This window comes from Parasutterella secunda (genome assembly GCF_016901835.1).
Lineage (GTDB): Bacteria > Pseudomonadota > Gammaproteobacteria > Burkholderiales > Burkholderiaceae_F > Aphodousia > Aphodousia faecavium.
Genome location: NZ_JACJKX010000010.1, coordinates 50818 through 77343 on the forward strand (window position 1 = coordinate 50818; position 26526 = coordinate 77343).

The window sequence follows — 26526 nt, forward strand, 5'->3', positions numbered from 1 at the left end:
ATGATTCATTATCAAAAGCCGATTATCCTTATGCGCCCCGGGGCTGCTAACGAGCGTTTGGCCGAAAGGTTGGGCAAGCGGGGAATGAACATTTGGAAGTGGCCGGCCTTTACCATTTTGCCGCCTCAGGACCCGGAACGAGTCCAGGAAAGGTTGCTTAATCTCGACAACTTCGACATGGTGTTGTTAGCCAGCCCTGCAGCCGTTGCGGCCAGTGCAGTTTACGTCAAGCAGTGGCCCCAGCATATCACACTGGCGACCATCGGCTCCGGTACGGCTCGAGTCATTCGTGCTGCATGGGGAGAACACACGCCTGTGCTTTATCCGGAAGGGGAAACTTTTGAATCGGGTTCCGAGCGATTGTTTGAACTTTTAAAATCGCGAGGTTTTCCGAGTCGGGTTTTGATTGTCAGAGGTCAGGTGGGTCGGGAATGGTTGCGTGAGCAGCTCTTGGCTCACGGCACCGATGTTGAAGTACTGCCGGCTTACCAGCGAGCACCTCTGGAACTTTCAAGCGCTGAGCTTGAGAAGCTGCAGTTTTCCATTTCCGGTCCGGCACCGATTGTTTACCTGACCAGCACTGATTCGGTGGGGGTTTTGATGCATGCGGTCAAAACCGTCCCGGGAGCGCTTGAGTGGATTCAAAAAGGCTTTGTCCTCACTATCCATCCTCGTCCTAAAGCTCAGCTCGAAGAGGTCGGGTTCAGAAACGTGGCACTGGTATCGGCCAAAGACGAACGGGTACAGCAGGCCATCGAAAAGCTTCTTGAGATCGTGTAACTGCTCGTCTAAAATTAATCGAATTATCACGTGCGCTTTCATAGCGCACGTATTTTTGAAAAACATTTAAGCTGAGGAATCAATAATGTCCGCTTGGATCTTAGGTCATAAAAACCCTGACAGTGACAGTATCGTTTCAGCGATTGCCTGCACTGATCTTTATCGCCAACGGGGGCTCGATGTGGTAGCCGTTGCTCAAGGCAAGCCCGCTCCGGAAACCGCTTTTATTTTGGATCGCTTCGGTTTGACTGCTCCGGAAGTGATTTCGAGCGTAGCCGGCCGCGATGTGTACCTTGTCGATTTTTCCGATAAGGCTCAGGCTCCTGCCGATATCGATGAATGCCATTTGAAGGGGATTGTTGACCATCACAAGTTGGGTGATGTGACGAGTTCTTCTCCGATTGAAGCGGTGATTATGCCCGTGGGCTGCACCTGCACGATTCTTGCCCGCATGTACGATTATCTGGGCCTGACGATTCCTGCCTCGGTGGCCGGTGCCATGCTTTGTGCCATCCTCTCCGATACGGTGATCTTTAAGTCTCCGACCTGCACGCAGGCTGATAAAGAAGCGGCAGCTAAATTGGCACAAATCGCCGGTGTCGCTGATATCGAGGCGCTCGGTATGGAACTTTTCACCGCCAAGAGTGCGGTGAAGGGCGTTGCTCCTCGCGATCTTATTTTCCGCGACTTTAAGGACTTCAACATGAGCGGCACCAAGGTCGGTGTGGGTCAGCTCGAATTGGTCTCGCTTGATCTCGTGGCTGATATGAAGGCCGATATCGAAGCTGAATTGGCTCGCGTGAAGGCCGAAGAAGGCCGTCATACGGCGATGCTTTTGCTCACCGATATCATGAAGGAAGGTTCTGCACTTTTGATGGCCTCCGACGATCCGGCTAAGATTGCTGCCGCTTTCGGTAAAGATCCCGCTTTGCTCGCCAACGGTAATCTTTGGCTCGAAGGTGTGATGAGCCGCAAGAAGCAAGTGGTTCCTGCACTGGAAGCCGCTTTCCACTAATTCGGAAATCAAACTTGTTAAGGTCGGGTAAACTTAAAGCTTCCCGACCTTTTTTTGTTGGTACATAAATGATCTACGTTCATGCCTATCCTTTTCGACCGGATGATCCTGAAAGAAATGTGAGGTCAATCGTGACATCGGCCCGCGATAAAAATTTAAAGACCGGTGACGTACTGATTTTTCCTTTTCAGGCCTTAAACGGTTCTGTACAGGACTTTTGGCTCACCAGACCGGAAAATCGTGAGCGCAATCAAAAGTGGATCGGCAAGCTCACCGAATCGTTAAAAAATTCCGACGTACGTGTGATTTTGCCCGCAGTCATGCCGCAAGGTTTGGGTGTCTTCAGTATTGAAAAGGGAACGCTTCGCACGCTTGATTTTCAGTGGCAGAAGGGCGGCATATCGGTGATGTCGGAAGACAGCGGACTCGATTACGATCTCAACTTCAAAAGCGCTGCTGTCGGGGAAGTATTTACCGAGACGGATTCGCACAATCTGTTGGTCATTGACGGGCAGGGCTTTGTCGACGGAAAAGTTTGGTTGGGGCAGTGTAAGGTTGTAAAAAACGGCAGAACCCGAGCCAATTACATGGCCTATCCTTGGGCCTTTACGCCTGAAGAAGGTCAGGTTTGTTGGCTCGATGAGTACCACGAAAAATTTGCAGCCATGCAGATGGCCTTAAAGCTTTACATGAAGCGTTGCGGATTTGAGCAGATTTCTCTGGGGCTTTCAGGCGGTCTGGACAGTGCCGTGGTGGCATGCTTGGCAGCAAGTGTCGTGGGTGCTGAAAATGTTCATGCGTATGTCTTGCCCTCAAGCTATACCAGTGAGGAAAGTTTTACCGATGCAAGGGCTCTGGCTTCAAATCTTGGGTTAAAACTTCGGGAACTTCCCATCATGCCCGCAGTGGATTTATTGGAGCAGACGGCTTTGCAATATGTCCCCTATTGGGGAAATAAAGCACTGATGCGTGAAAATCTCCAGGCCCGTGTGAGAGGTATCCTCTTAATGGCTGTCAGTAACGCCGATCGGTCGCTCGTACTCAATACGGGTAACAAAAGTGAACTCGCCGTAGGTTACTGTACGCTCTACGGTGACATGATCGGAGGACTGGCACCTTTAGCCGACGTTTATAAGTCCGATCTTTACAAAATGTGCTCAACGGTTGAGTACCTGGCGCGAATGATTCCTGCCAATATTTTGAAAAAAGCTCCGACGGCCGAGCTTCGTGAAAATCAAAAAGACGAGGATTCGCTGCCGCCTTACCCGGTATTGGATGCCGTACTGAAAGACCTCTTTGAAGGGCATTCGGACGGTAAAAAACTTCGTAAAAAATACGGATCGGACTTGGCTGTCAAAGTCGTTAAACTGGTTAAGGGAGCACGTTTTAAACACAATCAGGCCCCATTGGGAGTGCAACTGTCGGTTTGCCCGGTCAAAGGCCTGCCACAGGCTTTTTACGAGGGACTGTTGCCTAAACAACTCTAGCAAGAGAAAAAGGAGAAATCGTGAAACAGGTTGTCGCAATCATTAAACCCTTTAAATTGGACGATGTCCGTGAGGCATTGTCGGATGTCGGCGTGCAGGGTTTGACCGTCACGGAAGTCAAGGGTTTCGGTCGTCAAAAAGGGCATTCGGAACTCTACCGTGGGGCAGAGTACATGGTGGATTTCTTACCTAAAGTAAAAATTGAAGCCGTGATGAGCGAGGATTTGGTGGATCAGGCGGTTGAAGCCATATTGAAAGCAGCCAGAACCGGTAAAGTCGGAGACGGAAAAATTTTTGTTTTTGATGTTGAACAGGTGATTCGCATTCGAACCGGTGAAACCGATGAGGCAGCAGTCTGAGCTTCAATAATTATCCGAGGAGGCTTTCGGCCTCCTCGTGTGTTCCGAGCAGACATTTTTTTCGTAAAACGTTCTTTTTTTGATTTTTGTCAGAGAATTCATCCCCGGCATTTCTGTAGACTGACAAGCACTGCCGAAAAGATTGATTTTGGGTTTATACGGTTTTTACGGGTTTGTAAGAAGACGATGGGTCAGGCGCAAAACGCGCGGGCGACGATGGGTTAAACGGCAGGCATCAGACGTGAAATATCGCGACAGAAGACTTTTTCAAACCGAAGTTTTAACCGTTTTGGGGTTTGAAAATGTTTTCTACAGTGTCTTTTCTTCAAGCAAGTTTTTATTCAACACCTGTTCTTTCCCGTTGTCTGATTCATCCGCTTGATCCGCAAATCACGTCTCCGGATCACAGAAGCTGGAAATCGGTCAATGATGAGATTTTTGCCCGTGTGGGTTCGCGCTCGCTTTTGGATTTGGTCAGTCGGGAGTTAGTACGTGATTTGCGTGAGCGATCGCTCGAGCACATTAACGGTTGGGTTTTTCACTCTTCAAAAGCGTTGGCAATTAAAGATAAACTGGAGTCGGCTGCACAACGTTACGCAGGTATTCGAGACGGGGTTTTTGCCCGGGAATTTCGCGCTGCCCTAGTTGATCTTTTTGATAAAGATCCGAGATTTCAAGCCCGATTGAGCCTTTGTGACGATCTTGATGACGCGCTCGATGATGTGTGTTCACGTGTGCTCAGTCAGTGTCGTTTCAATTGGAAAATGGGACTGTTTTCATTGAACGACACCCGCTCTTTCGGTTTAAGACTCATGGTGGTGATGCATGACATGATCTATGAGCAAACCGTCATCAAGCCGATGGAAGACAATATGCTCACCTCCCGTCACTTTCATTACTACGATGCTTTTGAAGATAAAATGAGTCAGTTCCGCGGTATCGATACCCGCTTTGATAAAGCGTTGGCCGATTACAAACATGCCTTATCCTGTCTGCCTGAAGACGGCTCCTCTCTTTATGGAGGCGGGTTAAAGGATTTTTGGCGCGAATTGACCGACTTGGGTCATTATCTGAATACGGAATTGGAAAACGTTTTTCATCAACAGCCCGGAATCAGTGATGATTTTGATCAAGAGTCGCTGATTCAACAGATTGACTCACAAGAAATCATTGATGATCTGATTATTTTGGATCAGTGTGACATCGACACAGGCGTCGATTTAGGCTGGAACGATTCCATAACAGGGATTCCAAATGTTAACAATGACTTTGATCTGAGCCTGGCGGCAATGTCGGAAGATTTCTGTCTGACACCCTCTCCTGCAGTGCCGGAGTGAGCCTATTGATTTTCCTGTTGAGAAAAGGCTCAAAAACAGATACCATATCAGACGTTATGTGTGTGAAGGATACGACAATGGATTTTAAAGTTCGTTTGATGACAATCGATCGCCTGATCAGTGAAAAAGGCGTAGTGACATTTGAAGAATTACAAAGAGCAACCGGGGCGGCGCCTGCGACGGTCAAGCGCGATATTCGCTATATGCGCGAAGAGTTGAAAGCGCCGATTACGTTCTCACGCCTTCGCGGCGGTTATCTTTTTGCAAAAAACCGAGCCGAGGCCAAACGAGAGGATTTTTACGACAGACGATCCATGTGGTTTACGCCCGATGAGCTTTATTGCATGGTTAAAACTCTGGACGACTTTTCCGATTTGGAAAAAAATCGTAAAGGTTACCTGGTTAAAGATTTACGACAAATGGCTGCCCGCATTCGCACGAGCATGTTCCAGGATCAGGCCGATGCCGACGAACTCTTAAAGCGAGTCGTGATTCATGAACAAAAGAGAAAGCCTATTGTCAGTGATACCTTCGAGGTGATCGGACAAGCGCTTGTTCACAGACAGCGTGTTCGTATTGTCTACTACTCGGACAATAAGAAAGAAGAGACGCGGCGCGTGGTGAGTCCCATGCGTTTGAACTACTATCGCAACCGTTGGTATTTGGATGCCTGGTGCCACGAAAAAGGGGCGCTGAGAAGTTTCAATATCGAAAACATTCGCTGTGCCGACATCATGCAAATGTCAGCTAAGGTGGTGCCGATGAAAACGGTTCAGGCCGAACTCGATCGCTTCTACGGTCTGTACAGATCGGGTGATCTGACCTGGGCTCGGATTCGATTTGCCGGTATTGCCTCCAAGATAGCCAGTCAAGTGGTCTGGCACCCCGATCAGATGGAGTTGTGGCTCAAAGATGATCTCTATGAACTTACGATTCCGTATTCCGGCAACAGTCCGGAGTTAGTGGGCGACATTCTGCGCTATGGGCCTGCCGCTAAAGTGGTTGAGCCTGAAAGCCTCAAAAATGAGGTTCGGGAGGCACTTGCCGCATCATTGAAAAATTACGATAAATAACGGGCAGGGGTAAAGTGACATTTCATCGTTCTTACCACTACCGTCACAAGCCTCGTGAAAGCCATTCACGGCCTCAGGCCGTGAAGGTTTCACCGGAGCAGGTAGCAGAAGAAATTTTCTTCTGCGGAGACCCTCACGGTTCATTTGATCATATCCTTCAGGCTGCCAAAGAACACCGTCCGAAGGCCATGGTGATTTTGGGGGATTTACAACCTCCGGCTCCGCTCCATGAGGTCCTTGCCGATATTTTGAGTTTTGTGGATGTCTGGTGGATACCGGGCAATCACGACACGGACAATGACCTTTTTTACGACAGACTTTGGCGAAGTGAATTGGCCGGCCATAACCTTCACGGTCGGGTGGCTTTGGTCAACGGCATCCGTATTGCCGGTCTCGGAGGCGTTTTCAGAGGGCAGATTTGGATGCCCCCTCAAGCCCCTAACTACATGTCTGCAGGCGCCTTTATCCGACGAATCGGCCGAGGCAATATGTGGCGTGGGGGCTTACCGAGACGTCACCGTACGTCGATCTTTCCGTCAACGTACGATAATTTGATGGAGCATCGGGCCGATGTGCTGGTCACGCATGAAGCGCCGGGGTGCCATCGCAAGGGGTTCCTCGCAATTGATCAACTGGCTAAAAAACTGCAGGTGAAATACCTCTTTCACGGTCATCAGCACGAAGATCGTCATTATCCGACCTACTACGGTTTTACTCCACGTGGGGTGGGCTACAGGGGAATTGTGAATCTGAAAGGGGATGACATCGTGCCGGCACAAATTGATCCGCGCGACGCCATGGAACACGCCGAGCAGTCTCAGTCTCTTGAGCGGTTTGAGCGTGCAATGTTTAAACGCCTGGGTTAATTACTCCAGGCGTTTAAGGACGATCAGTTTTTCTTTTTAGAATTCGGATAGCTTCTGGGGTGATCCCGTCTGGGAGCCGGTCGATTTTTTTGAATAGCCGGCGAAATATTTTTCTTCACCTCAGGGGCCTTTTGTTCGGGCTCATTGTCATCAAATTTCGGCATGGCAAACGTGATGGAAACGTCCTTGGCGATACGGTTGCGAGCCTTTTGCGACAGCCACGTTTTGATCATGGCAAGCCCCACGGCCAGGAGCACCGGACCTAAAATCAAACCCATAAAGCCGAAGGCAATGACGCCGCCGAATACCCCCAGGAAAACAAGCGACAGAGGCAAAGAGGAGCCTCGCGCAATCAGAAGCGGCTTAATGAAGTTATCAACGCTAGCCACCACCAATACGCCCCAGGCTACCATAAAGAGCGCCAGACCTAATTCACCCTGTGCATAAAGCCAGATTGCAACCGGGCCCCAAACCAAAGGCGGTCCGATCGGCACCACGGACAAAATAAAGACCGCGACCGACAGCAGCAATGTACCGGGCACCCCGACGATGATAAAACCGATACAGGCAGCCAGACTTTGACCGGCCGCCGTGCCGACAATACCGTAGACGACGCTGCGGGTGGTGTTGACCAAAATGTGGGACAACTCGTGGCTGAGTTCACCGGAAACTTTGACTAAAAATTCTCTGGCCCGACTCGCCAGTGCATCACCGTCCCGATAGAAGAAAAAGGCGATAAATGCCACTAAACCCATCTGCACGAGCCCGTTGCCTAAGGCCCAGGCAATCGTGAGAACCTCTCGGGTGATCGGGTCGATCATCTTTTTCATGTAGTCGGCCAGTGCTTGCGGCTGGAACACGACTGCGAGCTGACTATAAAGCCAAGGCCCCACTAAAGGAATCTCCTGAACCCAGTCAGGTGCGGAAATGGTGCGAATATATTCTGTGATGCCAGAAATGGCAGCAGGTAACTGTTGAGCAACGGCCGCCGACAGGAACATGGTCGGAATAATGAGGCAGACTACAAGGAGAGTGACCATCAGCAACGCTGCCGGCGTCGGCCGGTTACCCATGGCAGTCGAGAACCGTTTGAACATCGGCCAGCTTACCACTGTGACGATCGCCGCGATAATGATAGCGGTCAAAAAGGGTCTGACAACAAAATAACATCCTAAAGCGATCGCCGAAGCAAAGAGGATGCGAATCAGTATGTCAACGCGTTCTCTTAAATTAACCATTTAGTTTTTCAGAAAAATCATGGGTAAAACACAGCCTCTAGTCTAAACGAAAATAGCCTTTTTGAGTGCGCAAAATACCCGGTCAAGATAAAATTTCTCGCAGTGTTTTAGGAGATAAATCATGGCGAAAGTAACCGAAGAGATGATCAATCGGGTTAAAGAAATGCAGACGGCCACTGAACGGGTCTTTGACGGAAATTTTCTTCATGTTGATCGGGATACGGTGGTGACGGCCAGCGGCCTCACCCGCACCCGTGAATACATCCGCCACCCCGGCGCTTCTGTCATCATTGCTCTTTTTGATGATGACAGTGTGCTCCTGGAGTATCAGTGGCGTCAGCCTTGCCGCAGGGCTTTTTGGGAGTTGCCCGCAGGTAAGCTCGATCCCGATGAGGAACCCTCTCTTTGCGCACGACGGGAACTCGAAGAAGAAACCGGCTACCGGGCCCGGGAGTGGTTTTACCTCGGACGCATTCATAATGCGATCGGTTACTCGGATGAGCATTTGGAATTTTTCCTCGCTAAGGGATTGGTATCGGGTACTCGGCATCTGGATGAAGGGGAGTGCCTGGAGGTGCAGAAGGTCCGTGTGAGCGATCTCAAGCAGATGGTCTTAAACGGAGAGATCACGGATGTGAAAACGATTGTAGGAACCTATTGGCTTGAAAAATATCAGGCCGGACAGATGCAGCCCAAGGCTTGCTAACACTCGACAAATTCCGCTGATTTGTCGACCATGAAAGAGTTTGAGATGGCTCAAACTTTTAACTGTTCACGCACGCACTTTTTCAATAAACTGAGCCGAAGGGTCTGTGCTTGAGTGCAGACAATCGATTGACTTTTATTTGAGACGAGGGATTATGTCTGAGACTATTTTGCAAAAAGTACCTGTCGGAGAAAAAGTGGGTATTGCTTTCTCCGGTGGGCTTGATACGTCTGCTGCGTTGCGCTGGATGAAGAAAAAGGGTGCTTTGCCTTATGCTTATACAGCCAATTTGGGTCAGCCCGATGAAGAGGACTACGAAGCTATTCCTCGTCGCGCAATGAATTACGGTGCCGAAAAGGCCCGTTTGGTGGAGTGTCGTCCGCAGTTGGTGGCCGAAGGTATTGCAGCCATTCAATCGGGCGCCTTCCATGTTTCCACCGCAGGTCAGATGTATTTTAACACGACGCCTCTGGGCCGCGCGGTGACCGGCACGATGTTGGTCAACGCCATGCGTGAAGACGGCGTGCACATCTGGGGTGACGGTTCGACCTACAAGGGTAACGACATTGAACGTTTCTACCGTTACGGTCTTTTGGCCAACCCGGAACTGAAGATTTATAAGCCGTGGCTTGACCGTGATTTTATTAATGAATTGGGCGGCCGCGCCGAAATGAGCGCATTCCTTCAGGCAGAAGGTTTTGATTATCGTATGTCGGCTGAAAAAGCCTACTCGACGGACTCCAACCTCTTGGGTGCAACGCACGAAGCCAAGCACTTGGAAAGCCTGCAAACGAGCATGAAGATCGTTAAACCGATTATGGGTGTGGCTTTCTGGGATCCGGCTGTCGAAATCAAGCCTGAAGTGGTGACCGTTACCTATGAAGAAGGTGTGCCGGTTGCCTTAAACGGCAAGCATTTCGACGATCTTGTTGCCCTGATGTATGAAGCCAATGCAATCGGCGGTCGTCACGGTTTGGGTATGAGCGATCAGATCGAAAACCGTATCATCGAGGCCAAGAGCCGCGGTATTTATGAAGCTCCGGGGATGGCGTTGCTCTTTATCGCTTATGAACGGCTCCTTACCGGTATTCACAATGAAGACACGATCGAGCAATATCATATCAACGGTCGTCGCCTCGGCCGACTGCTCTATCAAGGCCGTTGGTTTGACTCTCAGGCAATCATGCTGCGTGAATCGGCTCAGCGTTGGGTGGCTCGTGCCATTACCGGTACGGTGACCTTGGAACTGCGTCGTGGCAATGACTATACGATTTTGGATACTGTGAGCCCGAATCTTACCTATGAACCTGAACGTCTGACGATGGAAAAGGGAGATTCCATGTTCACAGCCGAAGATCGTATCGGCCAGCTGACGATGCGCAATCTCGACATTGTCGATACCCGTGCCAAGCTCGGTATTTACGCCAAGTCCGGTTTAATTTCCGGCACAAGCGCCGTAGCGATGTTGGGTGGTTCAAAGAAATAACCGCACCGTCGTAGGTGACTGAAAAAGGGTGGGTGTGATTGCCTGCCCTTTTTTGTTCCTGTCGCAATTGAAAACACATTTTCCGGGAAGTTCCGGAGCAAAGAAACGAAAGCGAACCAAAAAACGCTAAAATCAATTTCGTCTTTAATTTTTGTTTTCAGGCTTTTTCAGTGCTTCCTTTTGAATTCAGAATAGGTTGGCGATATACGCGCCAGGGCCGCCGAGGACGCGGCAAAAACGGCTTTATCTCATTTATCTCTGTAATGAGCGTTGCATCCATTGCACTGGGTGTGTTGGCGCTTATCGTTGTGCTTTCGGTCATGAACGGTTTTCAAAAAGAAGTTCGTGACCGTATGTTGTCCGTTATTCCTCACATAGAGGTGGTGAGTTACGCCGGCCCGCTCGAGAATTGGCAGGAAACCGCAAAAATTGTTTCTTCCGACCCGCATGTGTTGGGGGTCGCTCCGTACTCTTCGGGGCAGGGCTTATTGAGCACAGGCTCGAGCGTGAGGGGAGTGTTGCTTCGCGGCATAGAACCGGCCGATGAAGGAAAGGTCTCCGACATCGATAAGCAAATGGCAGTGGGCAAACTCACCGATCTCAAGCCCGGAGAATACGGAATTGTTTTGGGTCTTGATTTGGCTCGCTTGTTGCGACTGCGCGTAGGCGACAAGGTCAATGTGATTATCCCTCAGGGGCGTGCTACTCCCGCAGGCATTGTTCCCCGTATGAGAGCTTTTACGCTCACCGGAGTTTTCTCTTCCGGACACTACGAATACGACAGCTCCATGGCTCTTATCCACATTGAGGATGCACAGGCGCTTTTCCGCCAGAGCGGGCCTGCAGGGCTCAGGGTTCGGGTCGATGATATGAATAAAGCACCGGAGATTTCTTTTGAAATTCTCAAAACTTTGCCTGACACTTTTGCCGTGACCGATTGGAGTAAACAGAATCGCACTTGGTTTGCTGCGGTACAGGTTGAAAAGCGCATGATGGCGATAATTCTCTTTTTGATTGTGTTGGTCGGTGCCTTCGGTTTAGTCTCCAGTATGGTGATGACCGTGACGGAGAAACAATCCGATATCGCTATTCTTCGGACGTTGGGGGCATCGCCCGCTTCCATCATGTCGATTTTTATGGTTCAAGGTGCAGTCGTGGGCGTAGTGGGCGTTGCCTGCGGTGTGGCTCTGGGTTTATTGATTGCCTGCAATCTGGATGTCATCGTGCCGGCAATCGAATCGCTTTTCGGTATTCAGTTTTTACCCAAAGAGGTCTACTTTATCAGTTCATTGCCTTCGGATCCTCGAGCCGGCGATATCGTTCCCATTGCGGTTTTCTCACTGATATTGTCGTTACTGGCAACCATTTATCCGAGCTGGCGTGCTGCTCAAACGAAACCGGCGGAGGCGCTTCGATATGAATAATGAGAAAAAATGCGTCATTGTCGCGCACGGCGTTAAAAAGGCCTATCGGGAGGATGACCGATCGGTTCAGGTGCTTAAGGGAATCGATCTGGAAGTCAAAGCCGGTGAACTCTTGGCTGTGGTCGGTGCGTCCGGTTCCGGTAAAAGTACGCTTTTACATGTTCTGGGCGGACTCGATAGCATCGATGAAGGGGAAGTGACGGTTGCGGGGATGAGTGTTCATACCCTAAACGAGGTTCAAAGAGGGCAGCTTCGCAACCGGAAATTAGGATTTGTGTACCAATTTCACCACCTCTTGCCTGAATTTACGGCTCAGGAAAATGTGGCGATGCCGCTCATCATTCGACGCGAAGATGAATCGGTGGCATTAAATAAAGCTAAAGCGGCACTTGAAGCTCTGGGCTTAGGCCACAGACTCAATCACCTGCCTTCACAAATGTCAGGAGGTGAGAGACAGCGCTGTGCGATTGCCCGAGCCATGGTTACCGAGCCCGCCTGTATTCTCGCCGATGAACCGACGGGCAATCTGGATCGCCAGACCGCAGAAGCCGTTTTTGACAGCTTACTCAATCTGGCTAAAAAACAGGGAACAGCTTGCGTTATTGTGACGCACGATTTGGAGCTTGCCAAACGGTGTGACCGCACGGTCAGCATCATTGACGGTGTTATTTCCAAGGTGTGATCCGTCATGGTCCGATTCATCGACACACACAATCATGTCGGTCTGGCCGAGCTTGACGAATCGTTGGAAGTGATGGGTCGCAAGGCAAGCTCCGTCGGGGTTGTGGCCGGCGTGATTACAACGGGTTGCCTTGAGGATTTCGAGCGAGCTCGAGAGGTTGCTCATCGCTTGGGGTGGGGGTATTGCGTCGGTTTGCATCCGATGTATCTGCACGAGCAAAGCGATGAAGATGTACAGAAGCTCAAAAAATTTGTTTATGAACACATGGACGACTCGCATTTGGTCGGTATCGGAGAAATCGGCCTGGACTTTTATGTGAGCCAACCCGATAAGGCACTTCAGGAGAGAATTTTTAAAAAAGAGCTTGAACTGGCTGCCGAGACGCACCTTCCGGTATCGGTTCACAGTCGCCGGGCACTTTATCGGGTAATGGCGATGATGGCTGATTATCCTCAAGTCAGGGGAGCATTGCATGCCTTTGTCGGTTCCGAGCAAGAGGCTTTGCAGTGTGTTCGAAGAGGATACTTTCTGGGGTTTGGCGGCTCCATGACTTATGAGGGCAGTAAACGGGTACGTAGGGCGTTGGCCTCTCTCGGCTCTCAGGCTTTGCTGCTAGAGACCGATGCTCCGGATATGGCCCCCTCCTTTGCCGAAAACGGTCGGTCTACTCCGGTCGATCTGCCCCGGTATCTGCAGGAAATGAGCCGAATCCGAGGAGAGGATTCTGAAGCGTTGGGCAGAGTGATTTATGAAAATTCGTTCTTGGCTTTTCCGCGTCTGCGCAATGTAGTCGAATTGACGAAAAACTTCGTTGCAACTGCTTGACTTCAAAAACAATTGGAGTCTCAAAAAACGGCCCTTTCGGTACAGTCTTTCTGCTAAAATGCCACCTCGAAATGATTCTGCGGGATCATCGTGATTGCAGCGGACAGTGTTTGTTGTCCGCAGGTTTAAATTTTTAACTTCATTGGGGAACTACAATGGCTATTGAACGCACCCTTTCCATCATCAAGCCGGATGCTGTTGCTAAGAACGTCATCGGTCAAATCTACACGCGTTTTGAAAACGCCGGTCTTCGCATCGTTGCCGCTCAAATGCGTCAATTGTCTCAAGCCGAAGCCGAAGGTTTCTACGCTGTTCACAAAGAACGTCCTTTCTTCAAGGATTTGGTGGCTTTCATGACCTCCGGCCCCGTGATGATCCAAGTGTTGGAAGGTGAAGGCGCCATTGCCAAGAATCGTGAATTGATGGGCGCTACCGACCCGAAGAAGGCTGCCCCCGGCACGATCCGCGCTGACTTCGCTCAAAGCATCGACGCCAATGCCGTTCACGGCTCTGACGCTCCGGAAACGGCTGCTGTTGAAATCGCTTACTTCTTCCCGACCTTGGCTATTTGCGAACGCAAGTGCTGCGGTTGCTGCTGCGGTAAGTAATCTCTTTAGGACGGGCGCGACACTTCATCACCTCCTTTATCGTTGTGTCCGTCCTTTTTTTCTCGAGTCGCCCCTGGGTGACTCGTTTTGTAAATTAACCGGCCTTTTTTTCAAAGTGATGACTCAAACAACCGAACGTGTGAATCTTTTGGATTTGGACCGAGAGGGTCTGATCGCCTTTTGTGAACAAATGGGCGAGAAGCGTTTTCGTGCTATTCAGCTGTTGCGCTGGATTCATCGCCATTGTGTGGGTGACTTTGAAAAAATGACCGATTTGGCCAAAAGTTTCCGCGCCAAATTGATCGCACAGACTGAAATTAAAGCGCCTGTCCCGATTTGGGATAAAAAAAGTACCGACGGTACCCGCAAGTGGCTTTTTGATGTGGGTAACGGCAATGCGGTCGAGACAGTATTTATTCCTGAAGACGATCGCGGCACGCTTTGTGTATCGACTCAAGCGGGTTGCGCCATGGGGTGCCTTTTTTGCTCAACGGGCAAACAAGGGTTTAACCGCAATCTGAAAACCTCAGAAATTATCGGTCAGCTTTGGCATGCAGAAAAAACGTTGCGCGAAGATCTGGGAGTGACCGATCCGGCCGATCGGGTGATCAGCAACGTGGTTCTCATGGGTATGGGCGAGCCGTTGCAAAATCTTGACAATGTGGTTGCTGCGCTCAAACTCATGCTCGACGATAACGGTTACGGTTTAAGCCGCAGACGGGTAACGGTTTCGACCTGTGGGTTGACCCTTCAAATGGATAAGTTGGCCGCGGCCGTACCCGTGGCTCTCGCCGTTTCCCTGCACGCTCCGACCGATGAATTGCGCGATCAGATCATGCCGATTAATAAAAAGCATCCGTTGGCCGATCTGATGGCTGCCTGTAAGCGCTATCTTGCTCACGCCCCGCGTGATTACATCACCTTTGAATACATTCTCTTGGGCGGAGTCAACGACCGCCTCGAGCACGCCAAAGCGTTGGTGAAGTTGGTCAAAGGGGTTTCCTGTAAATTCAACCTCATTCCCTTTAATCCGTTTCCTGACAGCGATCTGCGTAAGCCCGATCTGGCAGATGTGAAGGCTTTTCAGGATTATTTGATCGGTCAGGGGATTGTGACCACGGTGCGTAAGACTCGTGGTGATGATATTGATGCGGCCTGCGGACAATTGGCAGGCAACATTAAAGATAAAACTCGTCGGGCAGAACGTTTGGCACAACAAAAAGCACAGCTCACCTTTTTGGTTAAGGAGGCATGATGACCGTATTTCAGCCTCGACATCAAACCCATACGGTTCACGTCCGGTACGGAGAAAATGATGTCACGATCGGCTCGCAATGTCCTATTCGTGTGCAGTCCATGACCAATACGGCTACGGCTGATGTGCAAGCAACTGTTTCGCAAGTTATGACGCTTGCCGAAGCCGGCAGCGAATTGGTAAGACTGACGGTTAACACTCCGCAGGCTGCGCGCGCAGTGGTGCAGATTCGTGAGAAATTGGATCAGTTGGGCAGTGATGTGCCTCTTGTCGGAGACTTTCACTACAACGGTCATAAACTTCTCACTGAGGTCGGCGAATGCGCCCAAGCCTTGTCAAAGTACCGGATTAACCCCGGCAATGTCGGACGCGGTGAACGGGGAATGGAAAATTTTGCCCGCATGATTGAAGTGGCACTTCAATACGACAAACCTGTGAGAATCGGTGTCAACGGAGGTTCGCTTGATCCTCAGATTCTGGCTCGCATGCTCGAAGAAAATCGTGCTTCGGCCGATCCCGAGCCGCCCTCAACGGTTCAGCTTCACGCCATGGTGGCTTCTGCGCTGGAAAGTGCAGCGGCTGCTGAAAAAATCGGTTTGCCCGCCGACCGCATTATCCTGTCAGCCAAAGTTTCGGCCGTTCAGGATTTAGTGGCGGTTTATCGCGAGTTGGCATCGGCAAGTCATTATGCACTGCACCTGGGGCTCACCGAAGCCGGTATCGGAACAAAAGGTGTGGTGGCAAGTGCCGCTTCAATGGGATTACTTTTAGCAGAAGGGATCGGCGATACGATTCGTGTGAGCATTACGCCGATGCCCGGTGCAGCCCGCACTGAAGAAGTTCGTGTGGCTCAGGAGTTGCTCCAGACCATGGGACTTCGCGCCTTTTCTCCTCTTGTGGTATCGTGTCCGGGTTGCGGTCGTACGACAAGCGCACTTTTTCAACAGTTGGCTGCACAGACGCAGCGCTATCTCGTCGAGATGACTCCTCGCTGGCGTGCCGATTGTGAAGGGTTTGAAAATATGTTAGTGGCCGTCATGGGCTGTGTGGTCAACGGCCCCGGTGAGAGCAAGCATGCCAACATCGGCATCAGTTTGCCGGGCAACGGTGAGTCACCCGTTGCGCCCGTTTTCGCTGACGGTGAAAAAATCGCTTCGATTAAAGGCGAAGGAGAAAACGCCGATTTAATCGCTGAGCGCTTTAAAGAATTGATCAACGAGTATGTGTATTCACATTACTCGAAAAAAGACAAGAATCTTTAGAAAGAGAGTTTGATTATGGCAAAAGTTCAAAAAATTGCCGGTATTCGCGGCATGAATGACATTCTTCCGTCAGAGGCTCCGATTTGGGAGTACTTTGAGGAATGTGCTCATGATGTTCTGCGTGGTTATGGTTATAAACAGATCCGTACGCCGATTCTTGAAGCAACCTCTCTTTTTAAACGCGGTATCGGGGAAGTCACCGATATTGTTGAAAAGGAAATGTATTGCTTTACCGATTCGCTCAACGGTGAAGAGCTGGCTCTCCGTCCTGAAAACACGGCCGGTGTGGTCAGAAGCGTTATTGAGCATAACCTTACCTATAACGCTCCTCAGCGTCTGTGGTATTTCGGACCGATGTTCCGTCACGAACGTCCCCAACGCGGTCGTTACCGCCAGTTCCATCAGTTAGGGGTAGAAGCTTTGGGCTTTAAGGGGCCGGATGTAGACGTTGAGCAGATTTTGATGGCTCGGCGCCTTTTTGATGAGTTGGAAATTCTGCCTTTAAAGCTTGAGTTGAATTCTTTAGGAAACCTGGAAGAACGAAAAGTTCACCGCGAGGCACTGATCAAATACTTTGAATCCAACCGTGACGTGTTGGATGAAGATGCCAAGCGTCGCCTCTACAGCAATCCTTTGCGTATTTTGGATACCAAAAATCCCGATATGCAACAGTTGGTGGAAGCGGCACCTAAACTGCTTGACTACCTCAAGGAAGACAGCCTTGCTTTCCTGCGTCGCATGGAAGAGCTTCTTTCGATTGCCGGCGTGGACTACACCATTAACCCGCGCCTGGTCAGAGGCTTGGATTACTACAACCACACCGTGTATGAATGGGTGACCGATAAGCTCGGCGCTCAAGCCACGGTTTGCGGCGGCGGTCGTTACGATCCGCTGATCGAAATGTTGGGAGGTCGCCCGACCCCTGCCGTTGGATTTGCCATGGGGGTGGAGCGCGTTTTGGAAGTGATGCGTGAATGCGGATTTGAATCCGCAGAACCCGACACTGAAGTTTATGTGCTGCATCAGGGCGGAAACTCTCAGGGTTATGCCATGATGTTGGGCGAAATTTTGCGTGATGCTTTCTATGATGTGATCGTTCACGCAGGAGAGTCAAGCCTCAAGAGCCAAATGAAGAAAGCCGATCAAAGCGGTGCTAAATACGCTTTAATCTGCGGTGAAGAGGAAACGGCCAAAGGACAGGTCACAGTTAAATGCATGTACGGCGATCCTGAAGAACGGTTTATGAAACAGGAAACGCTTGACTTACAGGATGCGATCCAATATTTTGTCAATTTAAACGATGACTTTTTCAAGGAAGACGAGGAATAAGCCATGGCTTACGATTTACAAGAACAAGAATCATTAGACGAGTTAAAGGCTTGGTGGGAAAAGTGGGGTAATTTAGTCCTCTCTGTCATCACGGTAGTTTGCCTGGCTTTTGCCGGTTATAACGGAATGAAGTGGTGGGAGCGTCATCAGGCGCAGGAAGCAAGCGTTGCGTATTCTTCGCTGCAGACGGCCATCATGCAGCAGGCTGAGGCGAGCTCTGTGGAAAAGATTGTGGACGCTCTTATTGAAGACGCAGGCTCCACGGTTTACGGTCCGATGGGCGCTTTGAGTGCTTCCCGTTACCTTGAAGGTAAAGGCGAAAGTGCGAAGGCTCAGGAGCTTTTGCATTGGGTTGTAGCCAATTCAGATAAAACCGAATTTCAGACGGTTGCCCGTGTGCGTTTGGCCGGTTTTATGATTGATGATAAAAAATTTGAAGAAGCCGTTTCTCTTTTGAGTGCTGCCCAACCGACCGATCGACAAATTGCGCTGGTTAATGATCGCCTGGGCGATGCTTATTTTGCCAAAGGCGATATCGTCAATGCCCGCCGTGTTTGGCAACAGGCTCTGGAGCACCCGATTGATCCGGCCCTGATGGGATTTGTGCAATTGAAACTTCAAGCATTGCCTGAAGAAACCCAACAACAAAAGCAATAAGAATTAAAGGCTTTTTATGATGAAAAAGACACTTTTGGCCTTAGCAGCAGCGGCGGTATTAGCCGGCTGCAGTACGCCGAGTTCCCAGGCTCCGACCGAGCTTGAAGATTACAACTCCATTGCTGAGCCCGATGTGGTTTGGTCAAAGAATGTGGGTGAGAGTCTGACCAATTACCTGGTGCCGAGTGTGGTCGGCACTTCGGTCTATGCGGCTGGCGACAACACGATCTATCGGTTGGATGCCGAAACGGGTGATGAGGTCTGGAGCTTTGAAACCGATGCGCCGATTGCGGCCGGTGTCGGCAGTGACGGCTATATCGTGGCTGTCGGAACTGCCAAGGGCGAATTGGTGGTTGTTGACGCCGAAGGTAAAAAGCTTTGGTCGACGTTTCTTACGAGTGAAATGGATGCTGTGCCCTTGGTCGGCAACGGCCTTGTGGTTGTGCGTACGGCCGATACCCGTGTGACGGCTTTTGACGCAATGAGCGGTCAACAGCGTTGGCGCTATCAGCGTCAGGCACCGTCGCTGACGATCAAGAACGCTTCCGGCATGATGTTTTTCGGCCCGATGATTCTTGTGGGTCAAAGTAACGGTTACTTATTGGGGCTTTCCGCAGAAGGCCGCCCCGTGTGGCAGGCATTGATTTCTGAGGCGCGTGGTATCACGGAAGTCGAACGCTTGGTTGATATTCTCGGCTCTCCCATGCTCAGCGGTGATCTGTTGTGTGCCTCTGCGTTCCAGGGACGCTTGGTGTGTATGAATGCCCAAAACGGTCAGTTGCGCTTTACGCACGATGTGATGGCAATGACGCCGCCCGCTGCAGATGAGCGTTTTGTTTACGTTGGCAATACCGCGAGCGAACTCTATGCCTTTGATCGTACCCGCGGATATCCCGTCTGGAAAAATGAAAAGTTGAAGTGGCGCGGGGTGCGTGCCATTGTGCCGATGTCCGGGGTTCTCGCAGTCGGCGACAGTGAAGGCTACATCCAGATTCTCAATCCGGAAAGCGGAGATATCATCGGTCGCACTCAATTAGACGGTGCCATTGTTTCGCCTGCTCAAAGCTATGAGCAGGGGGCTATTTTCCAAACTGAAGAAGGTGAAGTGGCCTTCATCAAGGTGCAATAGACAATGCTTCCAGTGATTGCTTTGGTTGGCCGCCCGAATGTCGGCAAATCCACTTTGTTTAACCGCCTGACGCGCTCGCGAGACGCTTTAGTGGCGGATTTCCCGGGCCTGACCCGAGATCGCCAGTACGGTGAAGGCCGAGTCGGTCCGCGTCCCTATATTGTGGTGGATACGGGCGGTTTCGAGCCTGTTAAAAGTCAAGGCATCGTCAAGGCGATGGCAAGCCAAGCTGAGTTGGCGATTGAAGAAGCCGATGTGGTGATTTTTGTGGTGGATGCCCGCACGGGCCTGACCCCGCATGATGAAAGAATCGCCAATCACCTGCGTCGATCTCATCGTCCGGTTGTGCTGGCGGTCAATAAAGCCGAAGGACTCGATTCGGTACATGCCGCTGAGTTCTATGAACTCGCTATGGGTGAGCCCAATATGATTTCGGCAGCCCACGGTCACGGCGTGCATAACATGATTGAGCTTGCTCTTTCGCATTGTCCCGATGAAGAAATCCCGATTGTTGAAGACGATGAAGTTCAAGAGGGTAAGGCGCCGCGCGTGAAGGTGGCAGTCGCCGGTCGACCGAACGCCGGTAAAAGCACTTTGATCAACGCCCTTTTGGGTGAAGAGCGATTGATTGCTTACGATATGCCCGGCACGACTCGAGATTCCATTCGGGTGGATTTTGAGTATGACGGTCGCGATTACGCCTTGATCGATACGGCAGGGCTTCGTCGCAAAGGAAAGGTTTTCGAGGCAATTGAAAAATTCTCGGTCGTCAAGACACTTCAGGCCATTGCCGATTCCAATGTTGTGATCTTGGTTTTGGATGCCAAGGAGGGCATTGCCGAGCATGATGCGCACATTGCGGGCTATGTTTTGGAAAGCGGCCGAGCCTTGGTGGTTGCCGTCAATAAGTGGGATGCGCTTGACAGCTATGAGCGCAGCCGTATTGATGAAGAGATGGAGCACAAACTTCACTTCTTGAATTGGGCTCGTCAGATTCATATTTCCGCTTTGAAACGCAATGGGTTGAATCATTTGATGAAAGCGGTATCGGACGCTCACGCTGCGGCTTTTGCCAAATTATCGACACCGAAATTGACCCGAGCACTGATTGAAGCCGTTCAACGTCAATCGCCGCCTCGTGTCAAGGGCGTTCGTCCTAAACTGCGTTATGCACATCAAGGCGGACAAAATCCTCCTGTCGTGGTGATTCACGGCAACAGTCTTCAGGCTGTCCCTGATAGCTATAAGCGCTATTTGGAAGGGTGGTTCAGAGATCAATTCAATTTGGCAGGCACTCCGCTTCGCATTGAATTTAAGTTGAACCGTAACCCCTACGTGGAGAAAAAGGATTAAACTAACAGGAAGTTGTTCGATTGTCGGGCAACCGCTAAACAAGAAGGCGTGAATTGAAGCGCCCGGAGAATAAAAATGACAAATAAAGGCCAACTTTTGCAAGACCCGTTCCTTAACATTTTGCGCAAGGAACACATTCCGGTTTCGATCTATTTGGTAAACGGCATCAAGCTGCAGGGCCAAGTGGAATCGTTTGACCAGTATGTTGTTTTACTTCGCAATACCGTGACGCAAATGGTTTACAAACATGCGATCAGTACGGTTGTGCCGACCAAGCCTGTAAACATGCCTCAGGTTGAAGACGCTGAATAATTGAAGACATTCTCAGTTTATTCACAAAGAGTGTGCTGTGACCGTTTGGTTCTGCACGCTCTTTTTGTCCTTTCAGTTTTATGACAGTATTCCAAATTGATTCTGCCCAGGAAAAATCTCCCCGCGCTTATCTTGTGTGTGTGAGTACCTCTCGAATAACGATTCCCGATGCGCCGGAAGAATTGACCGAATTGGTTCGAAGCGATGCATTGGAACCGGTCGGTATGATGCTCGCTAAACGCGACAAACCCGATCCCGCTACGTATTTGGGAAGCGGAAAAATTCAGGAGTTGGCCGACGAGCTCAAACGTTTGAATGTCGGTGTAGTTGTGTTTGATGTGGCCTTATCAGCAGCTCAACAACGCAATATCGAGCGAACAGTCGGGGTAGCAGTTCTTGACCGTACGCAGCTTATTTTGGAAATTTTTCAGCGACGTGCCAAAAGCCGTGAAGGTCGTCTGCAGGTTGAGTTGGCCAGACTGGAGCATCTGTCAACGCGTTTGGTACGAGGTTGGACTCACTTGGAACGTCAGCGTGGCGGCTTGGGTAAGACCGGTGGTCCGGGTGAAAAGCAAATTGAGCTTGACCGCCGTATGATCGGCGTGCGGGTCAAGCAACTCAAAGAGCAACTCAAGAAATTGCAAAAGCAGCGCAATACGCAGAGAAAAGGGCGTTCAAGAAGCGATATTGTGTCGCTTTCCATTGTCGGTTACACCAATGCGGGTAAGTCCACTCTGTTTAATGCTTTAACCAAGTCGGATATCTACGCCGCGGATCAGCTCTTTGCCACATTGGATACTACCGCCCGCCGATGCTATGTTGGAGACGGGGAGAGCGTTGTTTTAAGCGATACCGTCGGATTCATTCGAGGCTTACCGCACCAATTGGTAGAAGCGTTTAAGTCCACACTTGATGAAACGGTTCATGCGGATATTTTGTTGCACGTTGTGGATGCTTCCAGCCCTGCAAAAGATGATCAGATTGTAGAAGTCAATAAGGTACTGGAGGAAATCGACGCCCACGAAATACCGACCATTTTGGTTTTAAACAAAATTGATCAAACGGATTTAGAGCCTGAAATTTTGAGAAACACAAACGGTGAAATTGAAGCGGTTCGTATTTCTGCACTGAAGTCTATCGGGTTGGACTTACTGCGGGAAGCAATCTTGGAACGATCTCGTGAAATTAAAGAGGCAAACAAGAGCCTACCTCGTGAACCTGAAGAATGGGAAATGAGTGAGGATTGATTTTGAGGGCCTTTGCCTCTGAAATGCAAAGGCCTTCAAATGAACTTCAGTTGAACCGATCAGTCTTCGTAGTGCAGGAGAAACTTCGCTAATGCAGGATTGCTGAAGTCGGCTATCAGCGTGTGTCCTGTATCCATTGTTCGAATGATCTGCATTTCTCTCTCGATGAGGGAAAAATCTTCAATTGCCAGATTTTCCGCCATTCGTTCTTTATGAACCGATTTCGGAATAATGATGATGTCTTCTGAAACTAAAAATTTCAGAGCGACTTGCGCGGCAGTTTTGCCATATTTTTCACCGATCTCGGAAAGAATCGAATCGTTAAAAAGGTTGTTTTTGCCTTCAGCCAGAGGGGCCCAGGCCATCAGCTTGGTGCCGTACTCGTTAACGAGATCACGCATAGCTTTTTGCTGACAAAAAACGTGTGTTTCAAGCTGCAGAACCGCAGGTTTAATTTCATAAGTTTCAGCAACATCAATGAAACGGTCGTTGTAAAAATTGCTGAGTCCGATAGCCCGAATTTTTCCTTGTTTGACGGCTTTTTCCATTGCACGGTATGTCCCGTGGTAATCGCCGAACGGCTGATGAATCAACACTAAATCAAGATAATCGGTTTGAAGCTTTCGCAACGATTCGTCAATACTTTTGGCTGCCTTTTCTTCGCCGGCATTTGAAATCCAAACTTTTGTTGTGAGGAAAATATCTTCTCGTGCTATGCCGGATTCTTTCAGCGCAGTTCCAACCGCTTCCTCGTTGTAATAGGCCTGAGCGGTATCAATAGATCGATAACCGACATCCAAAGCTTCTCTGACACACCGTGTGCAGATTTCAGGACTGATCTGAAAAACACCGTAACCGATGAGCGGCATCTCGACGCCGTTATTCAAAATCGTTTTTTGCATGGCTGCTTCTCCTAATCGTGAATTTTGTGCAAACCGATAAATTTCGTTACGGCCAGATCCTGATCGTCATAAATCGGGCTCTTGCCGGTATCAAGTTGAGCGATCAAGTCCATCTCATTATCGGTGAGAGTGAAGTCAAAGCTGTTGAAATTTTCAATCATGCGAGATTTTTTCGTTGATTTCGGAATAACAACCACATTGCGCTGATTAAGCCATCTGAGGATGACATTGGCAACAGTTTTGTCGTGATTTTCTGCAATTTTCTTGAGGACAGGGTGGTTGAAAATATCGTTTTTCCCTTCGGCGAAAGGTGCCCAGGCTTGATGCACAATCCCTTCCGAGCGGAGGAAATCATTCGCAGCCTTTTGTTGGAAGAAAGGATGAGTTTCCAATTGATTGATTGCCGGCTTAATTTCGTTATGTAGGAAAAGATCCTGCAGACGTTCGTTTGAAAAGCTGGTGACGCCGATAGCTCGAATAAGGCCTTCTTTATGAAGCTTTTCAAGGGCTCGCCAAGCCGCATAATAATTTCCGTAAGGTTTATGCAGAAGATACAGATCGATGTAGTCTACCCCAAGGTTATTCAATGAACGATCAAAGGCACGAAGCGCATCTTCGTACTCGTAGTCCTGGACCCATAATTTGCTGGTAATAAAAATTTCCTCTCGTTTTAAACCGGATTGACGGACGGCTTGTCCAACTTCCCGTTCATTGAAGTAGCTGGCAGCCGTATCAATTAGTCTATAACCGACTTCAAGCGCGTTCGTTACGGCTTCTTCAGTTTCAGAATTCGGAATTTGGTACACACCGAAACCGATAGCGGGCATATGTACACCGTTATTAAGACAAACTTCTTTCATAGCGATATCTCACTAAAAAATAAAAGGATTACACAAGACAAAATAGTAAGATTTAACTCATAATAGGGCTATTCGATTTTGTAGAGAAATTTTCAATTTTCGGAGTTTTTTTGTTAATGCAACCGCTTCAAGAGAAAAATGAGTCAATCATTTTTGCCGATTCCATAAAAACTCTCTCTCCGATTCAACATCGGGACTATGTCGTGCATGTTTTGTGTCTTAATGGAGCAATGAGTTTTTTGTTCCACGAAACGCATTTCAATATAGTTGCTACAGATTATCTGATTATTCCGACGTTTCGTCTGGCTAGAGCTTTCGCTCAATCGAGTGATTTCAAAGGCATTGTCATGGCGTTGGAGGATAGGTTCGTATCCGGTTTGACCTTGAAAAGTAACTACGGCGTCTTCGGGCATTTGTCGTTATTGAATAATCCTGTCATGCAATTGAGTCCACAGAAAGTGTTGAGGTGTCAGCAGGACTTGATTCGAATCCGAGAACGCCTTCTAGAAGGTGACAATCCATTTAATCGGGAGTTAGTCGAGCACTTGTTAATGGCTCATATTCTGGACCTTTATAGTATCCATGCAGAAAAAAATAATTATTTGGAGGCTATTTCCGGTCGGAATGCCGAGCTGGTCAATCGCTTTGTCAGATTATTAATGCAAGGCGATTTTCGTAAGAATAGAAATTTGGATTACTATGCCGACAAACTTTTTGTCAGCAGCCATTATCTGTCAGAAGTCTGCCGGAAGGTGAGTGGAAAAGGGGCGTCGTATTTCATTGAGAGATTTACGATCCAGGAAATTTCGAAACTTCTGTATGACCAAAGTCGTCCTTTATCACGGATTGCAGAAGAATTGAATTTTTCTTCCTTGTCGTATTTCAGTCGATTTGTCAAACAACAGTTAGGAATGACACCATCGGAATTTCGCAAAAGTCTGCACAAGAGTCGGTAGGCGGTTTCTTGCAATTTTATCTTTGCCGTGGCAGAATTTTCAGTCTCAGTGGGGATGTAGCTCAGTTGGCAGAGCGCTGCGTTCGCAATGCAGAGGTCGGGAGTTCGACCCTCCTCATCTCCACCACCTAAATTGTTGATTTTAAAAAAGAAATTTCCATCTGATTTATTCTGAGTCAGGTGGATTTTTTATTGCTGTGAAATTGTAGCGGCATGGAAACGCACGAGGGCTAAGCCCTTTCGAACTTAGCCCAATCCATTAAGGTTTCGTGCGGACTATCCACAACATAAACGCAAGCGTCACAACTAAGAATTGAATTCTTAAGTCAATGACCACAATCGCATTTAATTGTGATATAGTCACCCACGAGGATGAAAGATAAGACATTCCGTCACCTCGTTTAAATTGACTTTGGCTCGGCTGCAACCGGGCCATTGTCGTTTCTAAACCCTGTTTTCACAGGGGCCCTTTCGGCTTTCGCCGAAATTCTTTTCGCGCGAAATATCTTGAAGAATTCGGCGCAAAGTTTTCAGGGCCAAGGCTTAGAATGAAATTCCCTTTTCTCGTTGGGCTTTGAGAGTTTATCAAAAATTAACGAGCGATATTGAAATTTTTCGATTGGCGTTTCACTCCCGATCTCTTGGGTGACTAGGTGGGTGACTAAGAAATAACTCGAATGTAGAAGGCCTGAAAACATTGGAGAGTTCGATTTCCCTCATCTCCACCACTTAATCTATTGATTTTAAAGAGAGATTTCAATCTGGTTTGTTTTTGATCAGGTGGATTTTTTTATTGTTGGAGAACTAGGCTCTTTTAAGCCTAGTCCATAATATCGGGAGATTTAGATCAAACGAATTTCTACTCTTTTCCCAATAGCTTTGGCATATCGTCTAAGCATTGGAATCGTAGGCATTTTCCCAGATATCAACCCCCGTTCAAGACGACATACTGCGCTTCTCGGTACCCCCATTCTTGAGGCAACCTCAGTCTGCGTTAGTTTTTGACTTTTGCGAGCCTTAACTGCTTCATCCAACAAAGCGAATTCTTCTTCCAAATCGTTGTATGCTTGAACAAAATCCGGGTTTTCACGCCACTTATTAATCAATTGCTCATGACTTTTTGTAGAAAATTTAAACATTTTCTTTGACCTCTTTCATTCGAAGTTTCGCCAGTTCGAGCTCCTTTTTTGGGGTCTTTTGAGTTTTCTTAGTGAACTACACCGCCTTAAAATGGACGGAGCTTTGCGCGACCCGCTTGAACCGTTCAGGTTCAAGCCTCTCGCCGAGGAACCCGCACCGACGGGTTTCTCCTCGGGGGAACTCTTCAAAAAGGAATCGCTTCCTTTTCCAGCGCACGGCCGTTCCGGCCGTATCGGTGT

General features: G+C 49.2%; 26 protein-coding genes and 1 tRNA gene. 23 read left to right on the top strand and 4 right to left on the bottom strand.

All coding sequences use genetic code 11. The annotated features are described in order from the left end of the window. From H5985_RS06305 to H5985_RS06335, 7 genes are all read left to right on the top strand, one after another. A complete protein-coding gene (locus H5985_RS06305) occupies nucleotides 1-780 on the top strand; it encodes a uroporphyrinogen-III synthase (RefSeq protein ID WP_205050467.1) in 780 nt (259 codons plus the stop codon). 85 nt (nucleotides 781-865) lie between these two features. Beyond that, on the top strand, nucleotides 866-1795 hold the full coding sequence (locus H5985_RS06310) for a manganese-dependent inorganic pyrophosphatase (protein WP_205050468.1): 930 nt from the start codon (nucleotides 866-868) through the stop codon (nucleotides 1793-1795). Between the two features lie 68 nt (nucleotides 1796-1863). Beyond that, nucleotides 1864-3282, top strand: a complete 1419-nt coding sequence (nadE, locus tag H5985_RS06315) for an NAD(+) synthase (RefSeq protein WP_205050469.1) — start codon at nucleotides 1864-1866, stop codon at nucleotides 3280-3282. Nucleotides 3283-3302: 20 nt separating this feature from the next. Then, nucleotides 3303-3641, top strand: a complete 339-nt coding sequence (gene glnK, locus H5985_RS06320; RefSeq protein WP_022473278.1) for a P-II family nitrogen regulator — start codon at nucleotides 3303-3305, stop codon at nucleotides 3639-3641. Nucleotides 3642-3943: 302 nt separating this feature from the next. Continuing rightward, nucleotides 3944-4978, top strand: a complete 1035-nt coding sequence (locus H5985_RS06325; RefSeq protein WP_205050470.1) for a hypothetical protein — start codon at nucleotides 3944-3946, stop codon at nucleotides 4976-4978. Nucleotides 4979-5055: 77 nt separating this feature from the next. Then, on the top strand, nucleotides 5056-6051 hold the full coding sequence (locus H5985_RS06330; protein ID WP_205050471.1) for a helix-turn-helix transcriptional regulator: 996 nt from the start codon (nucleotides 5056-5058) through the stop codon (nucleotides 6049-6051). Between the two features lie 14 nt (nucleotides 6052-6065). After that, nucleotides 6066-6917, top strand: a complete 852-nt coding sequence (locus H5985_RS06335; protein WP_205050472.1) for a metallophosphoesterase — start codon at nucleotides 6066-6068, stop codon at nucleotides 6915-6917. Nucleotides 6918-6940: 23 nt separating this feature from the next. Here H5985_RS06335 and H5985_RS06340 read toward each other — a convergent pair whose 3' ends face one another. Then, entirely contained in the window at nucleotides 6941-8155 is a 1215-nt protein-coding gene (locus H5985_RS06340; RefSeq protein ID WP_205050473.1) for an AI-2E family transporter, read from the bottom strand. A 142-nt stretch (nucleotides 8156-8297) separates the two neighbouring features. Here H5985_RS06340 and H5985_RS06345 point away from each other — a divergent pair, with 142 nt between their 5' ends. The 14 genes from H5985_RS06345 to hflX all read left to right on the top strand — a co-directional run bounded on the left by H5985_RS06345 (nucleotide 8298) and on the right by hflX (nucleotide 22430). Further along, nucleotides 8298-8861: an NUDIX domain-containing protein gene (locus H5985_RS06345; protein ID WP_205050492.1), complete on the top strand. Its 564-nt coding sequence runs from the start codon at nucleotides 8298-8300 to the stop codon at nucleotides 8859-8861. Between the two features lie 154 nt (nucleotides 8862-9015). Then, nucleotides 9016-10347: an argininosuccinate synthase gene (argG, locus tag H5985_RS06350; RefSeq protein ID WP_205050474.1), complete on the top strand. Its 1332-nt coding sequence runs from the start codon at nucleotides 9016-9018 to the stop codon at nucleotides 10345-10347. Nucleotides 10348-10517: 170 nt separating this feature from the next. After that, the gene (locus H5985_RS06355; RefSeq protein WP_205050475.1) at nucleotides 10518-11771 is read left to right on the top strand and encodes a lipoprotein-releasing ABC transporter permease subunit; all 1254 of its coding nucleotides are present in this window, start codon (nucleotides 10518-10520) and stop codon (nucleotides 11769-11771) included. Then, a complete protein-coding gene (locus H5985_RS06360; RefSeq protein ID WP_205050476.1) occupies nucleotides 11764-12453 on the top strand; it encodes an ABC transporter ATP-binding protein in 690 nt (229 codons plus the stop codon). The genes H5985_RS06355 and H5985_RS06360 overlap by 8 nt, the downstream gene beginning before the upstream one ends. A gap of 6 nt (nucleotides 12454-12459) precedes the next feature. After that, nucleotides 12460-13278 carry a TatD family hydrolase gene (locus tag H5985_RS06365; protein ID WP_205050477.1) on the top strand — a complete coding sequence of 273 codons (819 nt, stop codon included), beginning with the start codon at nucleotides 12460-12462 and terminating at the stop codon, nucleotides 13276-13278. Between the two features lie 155 nt (nucleotides 13279-13433). Then, nucleotides 13434-13886, top strand: coding sequence for a nucleoside-diphosphate kinase (gene ndk / locus H5985_RS06370; RefSeq protein WP_205050478.1), 453 nt, complete (start codon nucleotides 13434-13436; stop codon nucleotides 13884-13886). Nucleotides 13887-14004: 118 nt separating this feature from the next. Continuing rightward, nucleotides 14005-15141, top strand: coding sequence for a dual-specificity RNA methyltransferase RlmN (gene rlmN, locus H5985_RS06375; protein ID WP_205050479.1), 1137 nt, complete (start codon nucleotides 14005-14007; stop codon nucleotides 15139-15141). Next, nucleotides 15138-16403, top strand: a complete 1266-nt coding sequence (gene ispG / locus H5985_RS06380; protein ID WP_205050480.1) for a flavodoxin-dependent (E)-4-hydroxy-3-methylbut-2-enyl-diphosphate synthase — start codon at nucleotides 15138-15140, stop codon at nucleotides 16401-16403. The genes rlmN and ispG overlap by 4 nt, the downstream gene beginning before the upstream one ends. A 15-nt stretch (nucleotides 16404-16418) precedes the next feature. Further along, nucleotides 16419-17732 carry a histidine--tRNA ligase gene (hisS, locus tag H5985_RS06385; RefSeq protein WP_205050481.1) on the top strand — a complete coding sequence of 438 codons (1314 nt, stop codon included), beginning with the start codon at nucleotides 16419-16421 and terminating at the stop codon, nucleotides 17730-17732. A gap of 3 nt (nucleotides 17733-17735) precedes the next feature. After that, complete coding sequence (locus H5985_RS06390; RefSeq protein ID WP_205050482.1) at nucleotides 17736-18389, top strand: YfgM family protein; 654 nt, start codon at nucleotides 17736-17738, stop codon at nucleotides 18387-18389. A gap of 19 nt (nucleotides 18390-18408) precedes the next feature. After that, nucleotides 18409-19518 (top strand): outer membrane protein assembly factor BamB, encoded by a 1110-nt coding sequence (gene bamB, locus H5985_RS06395; RefSeq protein ID WP_205050483.1) that lies wholly within the window; start codon nucleotides 18409-18411, stop codon nucleotides 19516-19518. Between the two features lie 3 nt (nucleotides 19519-19521). Then, the gene (gene der / locus H5985_RS06400; protein WP_205050484.1) at nucleotides 19522-20871 is read left to right on the top strand and encodes a ribosome biogenesis GTPase Der; all 1350 of its coding nucleotides are present in this window, start codon (nucleotides 19522-19524) and stop codon (nucleotides 20869-20871) included. Between the two features lie 75 nt (nucleotides 20872-20946). Continuing rightward, the gene (hfq, locus tag H5985_RS06405) at nucleotides 20947-21183 is read left to right on the top strand and encodes an RNA chaperone Hfq (RefSeq protein WP_022473295.1); all 237 of its coding nucleotides are present in this window, start codon (nucleotides 20947-20949) and stop codon (nucleotides 21181-21183) included. Nucleotides 21184-21263: 80 nt separating this feature from the next. Then, nucleotides 21264-22430: a GTPase HflX gene (hflX, locus tag H5985_RS06410; protein ID WP_205050485.1), complete on the top strand. Its 1167-nt coding sequence runs from the start codon at nucleotides 21264-21266 to the stop codon at nucleotides 22428-22430. Between the two features lie 59 nt (nucleotides 22431-22489). On the opposite strand, the gene H5985_RS06415 is transcribed toward hflX, so the two are convergent. Both H5985_RS06415 and H5985_RS06420 read right to left on the bottom strand, forming a co-directional pair. Then, on the bottom strand, nucleotides 22490-23332 hold the full coding sequence (locus H5985_RS06415) for an aldo/keto reductase (RefSeq protein ID WP_205050486.1): 843 nt from the start codon (nucleotides 23330-23332) through the stop codon (nucleotides 22490-22492). Between the two features lie 11 nt (nucleotides 23333-23343). After that, on the bottom strand, nucleotides 23344-24192 hold the full coding sequence (locus H5985_RS06420; protein ID WP_205050487.1) for an aldo/keto reductase: 849 nt from the start codon (nucleotides 24190-24192) through the stop codon (nucleotides 23344-23346). A 116-nt stretch (nucleotides 24193-24308) separates the two neighbouring features. Here H5985_RS06420 and H5985_RS06425 point away from each other — a divergent pair, with 116 nt between their 5' ends. Both H5985_RS06425 and H5985_RS06430 read left to right on the top strand, forming a co-directional pair. Continuing rightward, entirely contained in the window at nucleotides 24309-25148 is an 840-nt protein-coding gene (locus tag H5985_RS06425) for a helix-turn-helix domain-containing protein (protein WP_205050488.1), read from the top strand. Nucleotides 25149-25198: 50 nt separating this feature from the next. Continuing rightward, nucleotides 25199-25274, top strand: a tRNA-Ala gene (locus tag H5985_RS06430). 715 nt (nucleotides 25275-25989) lie between these two features. On the opposite strand, the gene H5985_RS06435 is transcribed toward H5985_RS06430, so the two are convergent. Continuing rightward, a complete protein-coding gene (locus tag H5985_RS06435) occupies nucleotides 25990-26286 on the bottom strand; it encodes a helix-turn-helix domain-containing protein (RefSeq protein WP_205050489.1) in 297 nt (98 codons plus the stop codon). Nucleotides 26287-26526: the final 240 nt, after the last annotated feature.